General features: G+C 63.5%; 12 protein-coding genes. 8 read left to right on the top strand and 4 right to left on the bottom strand.

Features of this window, described 5'->3' with window-relative positions:
• Window positions 1-16: 16 nt before the first annotated feature.
• The 5 genes from J3P89_RS11720 to J3P89_RS11700 all read left to right on the top strand — a co-directional run bounded on the left by J3P89_RS11720 (window position 17) and on the right by J3P89_RS11700 (window position 4055).
• Window positions 17-949, top strand: coding sequence for a 4-hydroxyproline epimerase (locus J3P89_RS11720; protein ID WP_434697606.1), 933 nt, complete (start codon window positions 17-19; stop codon window positions 947-949).
• A complete protein-coding gene (locus J3P89_RS11715) occupies window positions 946-2061 on the top strand; it encodes an NAD(P)/FAD-dependent oxidoreductase (protein ID WP_434697605.1) in 1116 nt (371 codons plus the stop codon). The genes J3P89_RS11720 and J3P89_RS11715 overlap by 4 nt, the downstream gene beginning before the upstream one ends.
• Window positions 2062-2254: 193 nt before the next feature.
• Complete coding sequence (locus J3P89_RS11710) at window positions 2255-2491, top strand: 2Fe-2S iron-sulfur cluster-binding protein (protein ID WP_305500815.1); 237 nt, start codon at window positions 2255-2257, stop codon at window positions 2489-2491.
• The gene (locus tag J3P89_RS11705; RefSeq protein WP_434697604.1) at window positions 2488-3744 is read left to right on the top strand and encodes an FAD-dependent oxidoreductase; all 1257 of its coding nucleotides are present in this window, start codon (window positions 2488-2490) and stop codon (window positions 3742-3744) included. Before J3P89_RS11710 ends, J3P89_RS11705 begins: the two co-directional genes overlap by 4 nt.
• Before the next feature lie 80 nt (window positions 3745-3824).
• Window positions 3825-4055 (top strand): hypothetical protein, encoded by a 231-nt coding sequence (locus tag J3P89_RS11700; RefSeq protein ID WP_305500811.1) that lies wholly within the window; start codon window positions 3825-3827, stop codon window positions 4053-4055.
• A gap of 67 nt (window positions 4056-4122) precedes the next feature.
• On the opposite strand, the gene J3P89_RS11695 is transcribed toward J3P89_RS11700, so the two are convergent.
• The 3 genes from J3P89_RS11695 to J3P89_RS11685 all read right to left on the bottom strand — a co-directional run bounded on the left by J3P89_RS11695 (window position 4123) and on the right by J3P89_RS11685 (window position 10171).
• Window positions 4123-6057, bottom strand: coding sequence for a PAS domain S-box protein (locus tag J3P89_RS11695; RefSeq protein WP_434697603.1), 1935 nt, complete (start codon window positions 6055-6057; stop codon window positions 4123-4125).
• Between the two features lie 77 nt (window positions 6058-6134).
• Window positions 6135-8513: an ATP-dependent DNA helicase gene (locus J3P89_RS11690; protein WP_434697977.1), complete on the bottom strand. Its 2379-nt coding sequence runs from the start codon at window positions 8511-8513 to the stop codon at window positions 6135-6137.
• 5 nt (window positions 8514-8518) lie between these two features.
• Window positions 8519-10171, bottom strand: a complete 1653-nt coding sequence (locus tag J3P89_RS11685; RefSeq protein ID WP_434697602.1) for a VRR-NUC domain-containing protein — start codon at window positions 10169-10171, stop codon at window positions 8519-8521.
• A gap of 220 nt (window positions 10172-10391) precedes the next feature.
• On the opposite strand from J3P89_RS11685, the gene J3P89_RS11680 reads away from it, so the two are divergent.
• Window positions 10392-10616 (top strand): YgdI/YgdR family lipoprotein, encoded by a 225-nt coding sequence (locus tag J3P89_RS11680; protein ID WP_434573973.1) that lies wholly within the window; start codon window positions 10392-10394, stop codon window positions 10614-10616.
• A gap of 16 nt (window positions 10617-10632) precedes the next feature.
• On the opposite strand, the gene J3P89_RS11675 is transcribed toward J3P89_RS11680, so the two are convergent.
• Entirely contained in the window at window positions 10633-11553 is a 921-nt protein-coding gene (locus J3P89_RS11675; protein WP_434697601.1) for a LysR family transcriptional regulator, read from the bottom strand.
• Window positions 11554-11682: 129 nt separating this feature from the next.
• Between J3P89_RS11675 and J3P89_RS11670 the strand changes: the two genes are divergently transcribed.
• Window positions 11683-13125, top strand: a complete 1443-nt coding sequence (locus tag J3P89_RS11670; RefSeq protein ID WP_434697600.1) for an MFS transporter — start codon at window positions 11683-11685, stop codon at window positions 13123-13125.
• A gap of 209 nt (window positions 13126-13334) precedes the next feature.
• Window positions 13335-13613 carry a DUF1652 domain-containing protein gene (locus J3P89_RS11665; RefSeq protein WP_003201764.1) on the top strand — a complete coding sequence of 93 codons (279 nt, stop codon included), beginning with the start codon at window positions 13335-13337 and terminating at the stop codon, window positions 13611-13613.
• Window positions 13614-13628 lie beyond the last annotated feature (15 nt).

The following is a 13628-nucleotide window of genomic DNA, read 5'->3' as shown; positions in this document are numbered from 1 at the left end:
GAACGGACGTGGCGCCATGAAACGCATCACTGTGATCGACTCCCACACCGGCGGCGAACCGACCCGATTGGTCACCGCCGGTTTCCCTGACCTGGGCCAGGGCAGCATGGCCGAGCGCAGGCAGCGCCTGGCCGAACAGCACGATGCCTGGCGCACCGCGTGCGTGCTGGAACCCAGGGGCAGCGATGTGCTGGTGGGCGCCCTGCTGTGTGAACCGGTGGACCCGTCGGCCTGTGCCGGAGTGATCTTTTTCAACAATAGCGGTTACCTGGGCATGTGCGGCCACGGCACCATCGGCCTGGTGGTGTCATTGGCCCACCTGGGCCGGATCGGCCCCGGCGTGCATAACATCGAGACGCCGGTGGGCACGGTGCAGGCCACTCTGCACGAAGATCGTTCGGTCAGCGTGCGCAACGTGCCGGCCTACCGTTATCGCCAGGCGTTGCGCCTGGAAGTGCCCGGCATCGGTCCGGTGGTGGGCGACGTGGCCTGGGGCGGCAATTGGTTTTTCCTGATCGCCGACCACGGCCAGCGGGTGGCGGGCGACAATCTCGATGCCTTGACCGCCTACACGTTCGCGGTCCAGCAGGCTCTTGAACAGCAGGGCTTTCGGGGCGAGGACGGCGGGCTGATCGATCACATCGAACTGTTCGCCGATGATCCCGATGCCGACAGTCGCAACTTCGTGCTCTGCCCCGGCAAGGCCTATGACCGCTCCCCTTGCGGCACCGGCACTAGCGCCAAACTGGCGTGCCTGGCCGCCGACGGCAAGTTGCAACCGGGACAGATCTGGCGTCAGGCCAGTGTCATCGGAAGTGAATTCGAAGGCTCCTACGAGCGTTCAGGCGAGCGCATCGTCCCGACCATCCGCGGCCGCGCCTACATCAGCGCGGAAACTACGTTGATCATCGATCCGGACGACCCGTTCGCCTGGGGCATTCGTCCGTGAGCGAGGGTCCTGTCGCCGATGTCATCGTCATTGGCGCCGGCATCATCGGCGCGGCCTGCGCCCGGACCTTGGCCCTGCGTGGCTTGCGGGTGCTGGTGCTCGACGCCGGCTGGCACGGCGCCACGGCGGCCGGCATGGGGCATCTGCTGGTCCTCGACGACAACCCGGCGGAGCTGGCCTTGAGTCAATATTCCCTGCGGCGATGGCGCGAGTTGGCCCCCGCCTTGCCTGAGGGCTGCGCCTGGCGCAATAACGGCACGCTGTGGCTGGCCGCCAACGCCGAAGAGATGGCCGTGGCCCACCACAAGTACCTGAACCTGATGGCCCACGGCGAAGCCTGCGAACTGCTTGGCCAGGCCGCTTTGCAGCAACGCGAACCGGAACTGCGGACGGGACTGGAAGGCGGTCTGCTGATCAAGGGCGACGGCATTCTCTACGCGCCCGCCGCCGCCCGCTGGATGCTCGATCACGACAACATTCGCCAGCAGCGTGCCGAGGTCAGCGAAGTGGACGGCCACCGCGTGCATCTCACCGGGGGTCATTGGCTGAGCGCCGAAGCGGTGGTGCTCGCCAACGGCATCCAGGCCACCGACTTGTGTCCGGAGCTGCCGATCGAACCCAAGAAAGGCCACCTGTTGATTACCGATCGCTACCCCGCCACTGTCACCCACACCCTGGTCGAACTGGGTTATGTCACCAGCGCCCACAACGCCAGCGGGCCATCGGTGGCCTGTAACATCCAGCCGCGCCCGACCGGACAACTGTTCATTGGCGCCTCTCGGCAATTTGGCAACATCGATCCGCAGGTCGAGGGCTGGATGCTGGCGAAAATGCTTAAGCGCGCCGTCGATTACATGCCTGGCCTGGCGCATCTCAACGGCATCCGCGCCTGGACCGGTTTTCGCGCGGCGAGCCCCGACGGCCTGCCGCTGGTGGGCCAGCATCCGCAACGCAAGGGCTTGTGGCTGGCGGTGGGTCACGAAGGACTCGGCGTCACCACCGCGCCGGCGACGGCCGACCTGCTGGTCGCGCAACTGTTCAACGAAACCGCGCCGCTGGCCGCACAACCTTATCTGCCGCAACGTTTCCTGGGAGAACCTGCCCATGCCTGAAGCCCTGAACCTCTCTCCCGTGGCGAGGGAGCTTGCTCCCGCTGGACTGCGCAGCGGTCCCAATACGTTGCTAGCAGGTTACCCAGGCACACCGCGTGTACTGGTTTTGCGGCGGCTACGCCACCGAGCGGGAGCAAGCTCCCTCGCCACGGTGGGTTGCTCCAGGCTCTATCTGGCTGAAGGGTAAGAGACCATGCTTGAACTCTGCATTGATGGACGCAAACTCTCGATCGCTGAAGGCTCCACCGTCGCCGCGGCTTTGGCCTTGGGCTCCGATGGCTGCAGCCGAACCTCGGTGACCGGCCAGCGACGCGCGCCCTTGTGCGGCATGGGCATCTGCCAGGAATGCCGGGTGCTGATCGACAGTCGTCGGCGCCTGGCCTGCCAGACGCTGTGCCGTGATGGCATGCAAGTGGACACCCGCGCATGAATGAATCCACTGACATTCTGATCATCGGTGCCGGCCCTGCCGGAATAGCGGCGGCGCTGGCGGCGTCCAGCAGCGGCGCGAGCATTGTGCTGCTCGACGACAACCCGGTCCCCGGCGGACAGATCTGGCGCGACGGGCCCCAGGCCAACCTGCCCAAGCAGGCCCGGCGCTTGCGGGAACGTGTGCGCGCTTGCACCAATGTGTCCTGGCGCATGGGCGCCCGAGTGATCGCCAGCGCCGCCGATAAAACCCTGCTGGTAGAAGACGCCGAGCAGGGTTGGCTGATCGCTTATGACCGCTTGATCCTGTGCACCGGAGCCCGTGAACTGCTGCTGCCCTTCCCTGGCTGGACGCTGCCCGGTGTCACCGGCGCCGGCGGCCTGCAGGCGTTGATCAAGGGCGGCCTGCCGGTGCGTGGCGAACGTTTGGTGATCGCCGGCAGCGGGCCGCTGTTACTCGCCAGCGCGGCCACGGCGAAACATCATGGGGCGCAACTGCTGCGAATCGCCGAGCAAGCCAACCGCGCCGCCGTGGCGGGTTTCGCCGCGAGCTTGCCGCGCTGGCCGGGCAAATTGTTGCAGGCGTTCAGCCTGTTTGATGCGCACTACCGCACCGGCACCCATGTGTTGGAGGCCTTGGGGAAGGACAAACTCGAAGGCGTGCGGCTGCTGCAACACGGCAAAACCGTTGAAATGGCCTGCGACCGGTTGGCCTGTGGCTTCGGCCTTATTCCCAATACCCAGCTGGGCCAGGCTTTAGGCTGTGGCCTTGATGGACAAGCGCTTGCGGTCGATGCCCGGCAAGCCACGACTCGCGTTGATCATTACGCCGCAGGTGAGTGCACCGGTTTCGGCGGCAGCGAACTGGCCCTGGTGGAAGGCGCCATCGCTGGCCACGCCGCTGTCGGCGATACCCCGGCCGCCGAGCGTCTGTGGCCTGGTCGTGCACGCTGGCAAGGTTTTGCCCGGGCCTTGAACACTGCCTTTGCCCTTGATGCCCATTTGAAAAACCTGCCCCAACGCGACACCTTGGTCTGCCGTTGTGAAGACGTGGCCTATGGTGAGCTGAGCGATTTTGAAAACTGGCGTGAGGCGAAACTGGCGAGTCGTTGCGGCATGGGGGCGTGCCAGGGCCGGGTCTGCGGCGCGGCGCTGGAGCATCTGCTTGGCTGGACGCCGCCTGCTCCTCGCCCGCCTTTCAGTCCGGCGCGGATTGAGACGTTGCTGAGGTTGGAAGATCTCCCGTTCAATTGAGAACGGCCCTGTGCTTGAAAAAAAGAATTCCGCGCCCGTGCCAAGGTCTGTAGAGCATCAACGGCAAGAGGAAGAAATGCGTGGATTATCTGGGATGGGTCCAATGGCCCGCGATGGCGGTAACGGTATTGGCCGCGTGGCTGATCGGCTCACGCCAACCCCGCCGGCGGGTCGCTGGGTTCAGTTGTTTTATCGTCAGTAACATTCTCTGGGTCGTGTGGGGCCTGCACACCGATGCCTATGCGCTGATTGTCCTGCAGTTCTGTCTGTGTGCGATGAACCTGCGCGGCTTCAAGAAAAATACCCAATAGCTGCGCAAGTCGCTTTGGTGGCGAGGGAGCTTGCTCCCGCTGGGTTGCGCAGCGACCCGAAGACGGTTTATTTCATCGTCTGCCCAATCACCTGCACCAGATCAATCTGCTTGAACGGCTTGGTCAGCCGTGGCAACTGCGTGGCGAAGCCTTCCAGGCGCTCGGCGTAGCCAGTCGCCAGGATGATCGGCAGCGTCGGCTGACGGTCGCGCAGCAGTTTCGCCAACTGCGCACCGTCCATCTGGGGCATGGCCATGTCGGTGATCACCAGGTCAATATCCGGGTTGCGCTCATACAATTCCAGCGCCTGGGGGCCCGACAGCGCGCAAAGCACCCGGTGGCCCAGGTCTTCGATCAGCAACCGCGTGCTGGTCATCACCAGGCTGTCATCGTCGACCACCAATACCAGCAGCGCGTGGACAGGTGGCGTAGCTGTCTCTACTGCGGGCGGCTTGTCCGTGGTCGACTCATCAGCCACCGGCAACCACAGCTCGGCGGTGGTACCTACGCCTTTTTCGCTCTTGAGGATCAACCGTCCGCCCAGTTGCTCGGCCAGACCATGCACCATGGACAGTCCCAGGCCGGTGCCCTTGCCCACGCCCTTGGTAGTGAAAAAAGGATCCACGGCCGAGGCCAGCGTCATTTCGTCCATGCCATCGCCTTCGTCGGTGAGCGACAGGCAAATGTATCGCTCGTTGCCCAACGGCCTTCCTGGACCACCAGCCTGGCTGCCCAGCCGCTCCTGCGCCTCGATCAAGATCCTGCTGCCCTGGGGCATGGCATCCCGGGCATTGGTCGCCAGGTTGAGGATCGCCAGTTCGAGCTGGTTGACGTCGGCCAGCACCGGCGACAACGCCTCGGCAAATCGGGTCTGGATATGAATCGACGGGCCCATCGAGCTTTGCAGCAGGCCGCTGATGCCTTGCACCAGCGTCGCCAGCTCCACTGGTTCGGAGCTGAGCTTCTGCCGACGGGCGAACGCCAGCATGCGCTGGGTCAGGGAAACACCGCGAAGCGCCCCCTGGACGGCGTTGTCCAGCAGTTGGGTGAGTTTTGGTTCGCTGGGCATGCGCTTGCGCATGATTTCCAGGTTGCCGAGGATCACTGTCAGCAGATTGTTGAAATCGTGGGCGATGCCGCCGGTGAGCTGGCCGATCGCTTGCAGTTTCTGCGCTTGAAACAGTGCCTCGCGAGCCTGCTCCAAGGCCTGTTGCGCCTGCGTGGCATCGGTAATGTCGCGGGTGATCTTAGCAAATCCCAGGAGTGTGCCGGTATCGCTGCGAATCGCATCGATAACCACATGAGCCATGAAACGCGTGCCATCCCTGCGCACGCGCCAACCCTTCTTTTCAAAACGGCCGACGCTGGCGGCGATGCTCAGGGCCCGCTGCGGCTCCCCGGCCTCCCGGTCTTCGGGGGTGTAGAACATCGAGAAGTGCTGGCCGATCGCTTGGGCCGGCAGGTAGCCCTTGATCCGCTGCGCGCCCTGGTTCCAGTTGGTCACCTGCCCGTCCGGATCAAGCATGTAGATGGCGTAGTCGGTGACGCTCTGCACCAGCAGGCGAAACTGCTGCTCGCTTTGCTTGAGGGTTTCCTCGGCCATCTTGCGATCGGTCAGGTCCCGGGTGATCTTGGCGAAGCCGAGCAGTTCGCCGCTCTGGCTGTCGATGATCGGGTCGATGACCACATGGGACCAGAACAGCGTGCCGTCCTTGCGCACCCGCCAGCCTTCGCCTTCAAAACGCCCCTCGCGCACCGCCGTATCCAGAGCCAGCTGCGGCAGCTCGTTGGCACGGTCTTGATCGGTGTAGAACCGGGAAAAGTGCTGGCCGAGGATCTCGGATTCCTCGTAGCCCTTGAAGCGTCGAGCGCCAGAGTTCCAGCTGGTGATGATGCCGGACGGGTCAGTCATGTAAATGGCGTAGTCGACCACGGCATCGATAAGCAGCCGAAAGCGCTGCTCTTCGTTGATGCGGGAAGTCTTTGGGTTGTTCTCAAGCATGTTGGCCGAGGGATCAGAGGGATTTGTGCGGAGTATGGAACAACTGCAGCCCGAGTAAAAACCTGATTTATGTGGGGCTATGCAGACCCTTGTGGGAGCGAGCCTGCTCGCGAAGCGGTTGAGCCAGCCTGCGAAGGTGCAAGATGGTCCGACGCCTTCGCGAGCAGGCTCGCTCCCACAGCTGGAGTATCTCGTTCCTGCCTGACGGTCCACCACTGCGGCAATAATCGCTGCACCTTGGCCTCGCCAAAGCGGTCGTCGATCAGCATCACCACGCCGCGATCCTGCTGGGTGCGGATGACCCGGCCAGCGGCCTGCACGACTTTTTGCAGGCCGGGATACAGGTAGGTGTAGTCATAGCCGTCGCCAAAGATCGTGGCCATGCGCTGCTTGATCTGTTCATTGACCGGGTTGAACTGCGCCAGCCCGAGGGTGGCGATGAACGCTCCGATCAGCCGCGAGCCCGGCAGGTCGATGCCCTCGCCGAACGCGCCGCCCAACACCGCGAAGCCAATGCCCTGGCTGTGCTCCATGAAGCGTTCGAGGAACGCCTGCCGCGGCGCCTCGCCCATGCCGCGCGATTGCGTCCAGGTCGCAATGTGCGGATGTCGCTCGGCCAACAACCCGGCCACCTGTTGCAAGTAATCGAAGCTGCTGAAGAACGCCAGGTAGTTGCCGGGACGCTCGGCGAACTGGCGAGCCATCAGCGCGACGATCGGTTCAAGGGAGCCCTGGCGATGGGCGAAGCGGGTGGAGATCCGGCTGACCACCTGGACATCGAGCTGTTCGGCCTGGAACGGCGACTCGACATCGATCCATACCGTGTCCGCGGGTGTCCCCAGCAAATCGGCGTAATAACGCCGGGGGCTTAGCGTCGCGGAAAACAGCACGCTGCTGCGCGACGCGGTGAACCTGGGCCGCAGGAAACCGGCCGGCACCACGTTACGCAGGCACAGCGTGGACAGGCTGCGCTGGCGGCCGGATTCGCGCTTGTGAATGTCGAAGAGGAAATGCTCATCGTACGCCTCCGCCACGCGCCCGAACTGCAAGGCATCGAAATAGAAGGCTTGCAGCTGGCTATCGAGCCCCTGGGGATGGTCATTGAGGTAGTCGCCGATGGCGCTGATGCACGCCCCCAAGGCCTGGAGCAGTTTGTCCGGTGGATTTTCATACGCCTGGTAGGCGGCAATTTGCGGCTCGTGCAAGGCGTTCCACTGGCGGCTGACCTTGCGCAACGCTTTCTTCAGGGGCTCCGGGGCGGTTTTCAGGACCGTCGCCAGCGCGAACTGGTCGAGGCTCGCGCTGTACATCTGGCGCCCTCGTTCCACCAGGTTGTGGGCTTCGTCCACCAAGGTCGCAACCGTCCAGCCATTGGCCTGGGCGAGGCCGAAGAGCAAGGCGCTGAAATCGAAGTAGTAGTTGTAGTCCGCCACCACCACGTCGGCCCAGCGGGCCATTTCCTGGCTGAGATAGTACGGACAGATTTCGTGGCTCAGGGCGATGTCGCGCAACGCCGCCTGGTCGAGCAGCGTGACCTGGCTCGCCGCCGCCCGGGCCTGCGGCAGGCGATCATAGAACCCACGGGCCAGCGGGCATGATTCGCCGTGGCAGGCTTTGTCCGGATGCTCGCAGGCCTTGTCCCGCGCGATCATTTCCAATACCCGCAGCGGCATCGCCGGGGCGTTGTTGGTGATCAGCCGGGCCGCATCCAGGGCCAGCCTGCGTCCGGGGGTTTTTGCCGTGAGAAAGAACACCTTGTCCAGACGCTGCGGCGCCAAGGCCTTGAACATGGGGAACAAGGTGCCGACGGTCTTGCCGATGCCGGTGGGCGCCTGGGCCATCAGGCAGCGCCCGGTGCTGACCGCCTTGAACACCGATTCAGCCAGGTGACGTTGCCCCGGCCGAAAGCCGGCGTGGGGAAACGTCAGCGCCTGGGCGCCCAGGTTACGCGCCTGGCGATGGCGCATTTCCTGTTCGGCCCACGCCAGGAACCGTGCGCACTGCTGCTCGAAGAACGCCTGGAGCTGCGAAGCTTCGCAGCTTTGGGTCAGGCAGGTCTCCTTTTCACTGACGATGTCGAAATAGACCAAGGCAACGTCAATGCGCGGCAACTGCAACTTGTCGCACAGCAGCCAGCCATAGATTTTCGCCTGGGCCCAATGCAACTGGCGGTGGTTGTCCGGTTGCTTGCTCAGGTCGCCCCGATAGGTCTTCACTTCCTCCAGGCGATTGCGGGACGGGTCGTAGCCGTCGGCCCGCCCCTTGACCTTCAAGGTCTGGTAGACGCCTTCCAGGCTGACTTCGGCCTGATAGCCCTCCTGGCGCCGCGATGCCACGGTACGGTGGCCGACGATACCTTCCAGGGCGGTGGGTGACGGCGTGAAACGCAAGTCGAGATCGCCGACCTTCGCGGTGAACTCGCATAACGCCCGCACGGCAATGCTGTAGCCCGGCATCTCGGTCACGCGCCCTGCTCCGCCCATTGCACATAACAGACGGCGACGGGCATCCGGTGTTCGTGGCAGAACTCCAGCCAGCGCAATTGGTTATCCTGCAGGCGATCGCCGGGGCCTTTGACTTCGATCATGCGGTAGGTCTTGTGCTGCGGCCAGAACTGGATCAGGTCGGGCATGCCGGCGCGGTTGGCCTTGATGTCCAGCAGCAGACGGGCGAACCAGTGCTTGAGGTGTTCGGCCGGCAGACAGTCAAGCGCCTGGCCCAGCAGGTCTTCGGACAGTGCGCCCCAGAACACGAACGGTGACTGCACGCCCCATTTTTCCGCGTAACGTTGACGGATGGTCTGCCGATAGCGCCCGTCGTCCAGCTCGGCGAAACAGGCCGCGAACAGTTCGGCGCGACGGTCATGGAAATCTTCGTTCAGCAGGTCCACCGGCCCGCGCTGGAACGGGTGGAAAAAAGCCCCCGGCAGCGGCGCGAAAATCGCCGGCCAGCACAACAGGCCGAACAGCGAATTGACCAGGCTGTTCTCGACGTAATGCACCGGGGCGGCTTCGTCATGCAGATGAGCCTGGACGTAATATTCCACCGACAACGTCGGGTCGACACGCGGCAGATGCAAGTCCAGTCGCTCGACCTCCCTGGCCACGGCACGGGCCACCGGCGGCCCGCCCAGTTTGCGCCGCAACCGGGGCACGATCCGCAGCAAGGCCTGGCGCTCGGCAGCGCTTTGGGGCGCCTGGGCCGCGGCTTCACCCAGTTCGAGGGCCAGGGCATATTCGCCGATGCGCTCCAGCACGCGGATCATTCGCAGTCGCGCGCCGGGGTAAGTACAGCCGCGATAAAGACTCAGGGCCTGGGCAAAATCACCGATGCGTTCGCAATGCTGGCCGATCTGGAACAACAGCTTGCCCCGGCGCCGCTCAAGCCAGGGATTGTCCAGCTCCAGGGCATTGACCCGGGCGATGATCGGTTCGAGCGGTTCGCCGGCGTCGAAGCGTTGCTGGCATTCATGCAGGAAGACACAGGCATCGATGTCCTCGCGGCTGCGCAGCCCCCGGGACTCGGCGCTGAACTCAACGGCTTCATAGACAAAGATACCCAGGTCCGCCAGCACGAACTCCGACCAGTCCTGATAGAGATTGCCGAAGAACATCAACCGCAAACGGTCGCACAGCCCCATCACCGTGAGGCTGTACAGCCGCTCTTCGAGCTGCGGGCACCAGGCGCGAAACGGCTGCGGCTGGCCGTCCTGATCACTCAGGGTCTGCAGCCATTCGGATTTGCGTGCCTTGGGTTGCTCGATCAGATGCCCCAGGCACAGAAGTATTTCCGGCTTGAGCAGCACCTCGAACAGTTCGACAAGGCTCAGGCACGCCTGCTCTTCGACCCAGCCCAGCGCCAACAACGGCGCCACGGCGTCGGCGATGTCGCCAATTTCCGCGTAGCGCAGTTTGGTGTGACGAAAGTGCAGGCCCTTGCGCATCACCATCCGCACCAGCAAGCCTTGGGCCGGACGCGGCAAAGCGATGAAATCATCGATAAACCGCTGCTCTTCGACACTCAATACGTCGGCATAGCGTTGCGTCAACCAGGCGAGGACCCGCTGGAAGTTGTTCAGGTAATAAAAGGGGTCGTCAAGGGGATTGGCTGTCACGGAAAAAAGCGCCACGCATGCTGAAACACTGGTTATGCGTACAGATATCAGCTACTCGCCGCCCAGGCAACTGCAAAAGATGAGCGGTCGCCTATATTTAAAGGAGAAATCCTTCCCTGTGCGATGAACTTTCCTACAACAAGCGAGACCAATGGCGGTTAACTCAGTGATGGCCCGGTCGAATCAGCCGGGCTGCGTCCTTTCGAAAGAGGTTATGGATATGAACATCAGGTTTCTCGGCCTGCCCTTGGTCGTCACCGCGCTGCTGGCGCTGGCCGGCTGCGCCTCTCCGACCGTGGTGACCTTGCAGAACGGTACCCAGTATTTGACCGAGGACACGCCGAACACCCGCACCGCCGATGGCTTCTACGAATTCGAAGACATTTCTGGCCGCAAAGTCCGGGTCCGCGCCGATGAAGTGGCGACGATTCGCAAGGAAGACTGAACCGTTTCCTCCAGGCTTATTGCCCCCCAGGTTTTTTGCGCGCGTATTGATCCGCGCAAACCTCTCTCATGCAACCTCTTAACCAGCGATGCACCGGATCGGCATCCATACGCGGGTGCCAGAGCATCGCGATAGTGAACCCCGGCAGCGCAAACGGCAGCGCGAAACTGTGCATGCCGGTGCGCAAGCGGGTGGTGTAGCGCTCCGGCACGCTGGCGATGAGGTCGCTGGACCGGGCGAGCCCCAGCGCAGCGGAAAACCCCGGGACGCTGGTGATGATTTCACGGGACAGACCCAATGCCCCCAATGCCTGATCCATCGGTCCATGATCGAGGTCGTGCAGGGACACGCCGATGTGCGCGCCCATCGCATAATCGGCAGCGCTCACCTCGATCTGGCTCAGCGGATGCCCCGGGCGAACCACGCCGATGAGGCGGTCTCGAAACAACGCCTGCGTGCGCAACTCCGGACGGGTGCGCTCATCCACCACGGCGGTTTCCAGATCCACACTGCCCTCGCGCAGCGCGGCGCTGTCCTTATCGGCCTTGTCGACGAAACACAGCCGAACCCCTGGCGCCTGTTCGCTGACTCGGGCAATCAGCTCCAGCGCGAAATTCTCCACGAAGCCTTGCCGGGTACGCAGCGTGAAGGTTCGGTTCACTCGACGCAGATCCGGCGCCTGCTCCGGGCGCAGCGCGGCCTGGGCGTCCTGGACCAGTTGACTGACCTGCTCGCGCAACGCCAGCGCGCGCGGAGTCGGCACCAGACCCCGCCCGGCCCGCACCAGCAACGGGTCGCCAGTGGCCTGGCGCAACCGCGCCAATGCCCGGCTCATGGCCGAAGGACTGAGGCGCAGCCGCCGCGCCGCACCAGCCACGCTGCCTTCGGACAGCAGCACATCCAGGGTGAGGAGCAAATTCAAATCGGGTGCGGACATTGACGGGACTCGATCACAGGTGGCGTTGTGTGCAGCTATAACATGCAACTGCTGCGTCTTCCGCCATGTTATGCCTGGGCGTACCGTTCTGACAGCTGCGCCGAAGGAGCCGCAGACAGAGAGGACACGATGAAACCCGTTACTGCAGCTCAGCCGTCAACAAATGCCGACAATCCACCGCAGCGCAAGGCACATGGGGCCATGGCCAGCCTTGCACTGGCAACGCTGCTCGCATCCCTGGGCGCCAGCGTCGCCAGCGTCGGCTTGCCGGTGCTGGCCCAGGCATTCGATGCGTCCTTCCAACTGGTCCAGTGGGTGGTCCTCGCCTATCTGCTGGCGATCACCACGCTGATCGTCAGCCTCGGACGCTTGGGCGACCTGGTCGGGCGCCCCAAGCTGCTGCTGGCGGGCATCGCACTGTTCACGCTGGCTTCGGCCCTGTGTGGCCTGGCGCCGTCGTTGTGGCTGCTGATCGCTGCCAGGGCCCTGCAAGGCGTGGGCGCGGCCATCATGATGACGTTGACCCTGGCCCTCGTCGGCGAAACGGTGGACAAAGCCAGGACCGGCAGCGCCATGGGCCTGCTCGCCACGCTGTCAGCGGTCGGCACCGCCCTCGGGCCGTCCCTTGGCGGCATATTGATCAGCGGGTTCGGCTGGCAGGCGTTGTTTCTGATCAACGTTCCTCTCGGGTTACTGACGCTGTTGCTGGCCTGGCGCTTTTTGCCTGCCGGATACCCGGCGCAAAAGACCGGGCGCGTGGGTTTCGATGGCCTGGGCACGCTCCTGCTGGCTTTCACACTGGGCGCTTATGCCCTGGCCATGACACTCGGACGTGGGAGCTTTGGCGCACTGAATATCGGCCTGTTGCTGGCGGCGGTCCTGAGCGGCGGATGGTTCGTCCGGACGCAGAAACGACTCGCGTCGCCGCTGATCCCGCTGCCGATGTTTCGCGACCGCCTGCTCGTCTCGAGCCTGGCTGCAAGCGCGCTGGTCGCCGCGATCATGATGGCGACCCTGCTGGTCGGCCCGTTCTATCTCGCCATCGCCCTCGGGTTGCCTCCGACAACGGTGGGCCTGGTGTTGGCGGCAGGGCCGTGTGTCGCCGCCCTCGCCGGCATGCCCGCCGGGCGGCTGACGGACCGTTTCGGCGTGCGCCTCATGCGTCTTGTCGGGCTGACGACCCTGATGTTCGGCTGTCTGCTGCTGTCGCTGGTTCCTCCCGCCTTGGGCATAGCCGGTTATGCCGCGGCCATTGTAGTCACGACACTTGGCTATGCGATGTTCCAGACGGCCAACAATACATCGGTCATGGCCGAGCTCCCCGCCCATCAGCGGGGTGCCATTGCCGGCTTGCTCAACTTGTCGCGCAACCTGGGATTCCTTACTGGCGCATCGGTGCTAGGTGCAGTCTTCGCCAGCGCTTTGCCGACGAACGGTATCGGCGCTACAACACCCGAAACTGCGGCCCACGGCTTGCACGTCACCTTCGCCATTGCCCTCGCAATGGCGGGCCTGGCACTGCTGATTGCGCTGAAATACCGCGATCCAGAGCCGTCGTCCCAACGGCAATAAACCTCATGCAACCGATGATGGCATTCTGAACATTCCCGATTAAGTCATGATCCAGATCAAAAAAACTGAACCAATCGCCAAACGGACTGAAAAAATCCACATCAGCTTCATTTTCCGGTGCTATTTTAATTCTCACTGGTAGGGCCATGATGGCTCTTCCTTCCTGACATGAGCAAACGGAAGCGCTTGATGAAGAAGGCGGGCTACAGATGAATAAAGGATCTTTCAGCAAGGTTACGTTCCCCAACGCCTGCCAATTGATGCGCTGGCATTTCCATCCCATGGGCTTCGAGGCCAGCATGGATGCGCCGGGTAGCATGGTGGCCCGGTTGTTCGACCGTGCCAGCGGCGAAACCATGATCGCGATTGCAGGCATCCCCTGCGCCACCGTGATGAACGCGCCCGATGTGGAGCGAATCATCGAAGCGGTGGAAGCCGAGCTTGAAGCCTTCGTACCGCCGGTTGGCTTGCGACGATTCGCTTCCTGAACAAAAAAAGCCCAC

It is taken from the genome of Pseudomonas sp. Z1-14 (genome assembly GCF_051132005.1).
In the GTDB taxonomy this organism is placed as follows: Bacteria; Pseudomonadota; Gammaproteobacteria; order Pseudomonadales; family Pseudomonadaceae; genus Aquipseudomonas.
This window is presented reverse-complemented; position numbering and strand designations above follow the sequence as displayed.

Bases quoted from the DNA above. Each gene is read 5' to 3' on its own strand.
- J3P89_RS11665 (WP_003201764.1), top strand. From the start codon at position 13,335: ATGAATAAAGGATCTTTCAGCAAGGTTACGTTCCCCAACGCCTGCCAA.
- J3P89_RS11720 (WP_434697606.1), top strand. From the start codon at position 17: ATGAAACGCATCACTGTGATCGACTCCCACACCGGCGGCGAACCGACC.
- J3P89_RS11675 (WP_434697601.1), bottom strand. From the start codon at position 11,553: ATGTCCGCACCCGATTTGAATTTGCTCCTCACCCTGGATGTGCTGCTG.
- J3P89_RS11670 (WP_434697600.1), top strand. From the start codon at position 11,683: ATGAAACCCGTTACTGCAGCTCAGCCGTCAACAAATGCCGACAATCCA.
- J3P89_RS11690 (WP_434697977.1), bottom strand. From the start codon at position 8,513: ATGCCGGGCTACAGCATTGCCGTGCGGGCGTTATGCGAGTTCACCGCG.
- J3P89_RS11705 (WP_434697604.1), top strand. From the start codon at position 2,488: ATGAATGAATCCACTGACATTCTGATCATCGGTGCCGGCCCTGCCGGA.
- J3P89_RS11680 (WP_434573973.1), top strand. From the start codon at position 10,392: ATGAACATCAGGTTTCTCGGCCTGCCCTTGGTCGTCACCGCGCTGCTG.
- J3P89_RS11695 (WP_434697603.1), bottom strand. From the start codon at position 6,057: ATGCTTGAGAACAACCCAAAGACTTCCCGCATCAACGAAGAGCAGCGC.
- J3P89_RS11710 (WP_305500815.1), top strand. From the start codon at position 2,255: ATGCTTGAACTCTGCATTGATGGACGCAAACTCTCGATCGCTGAAGGC.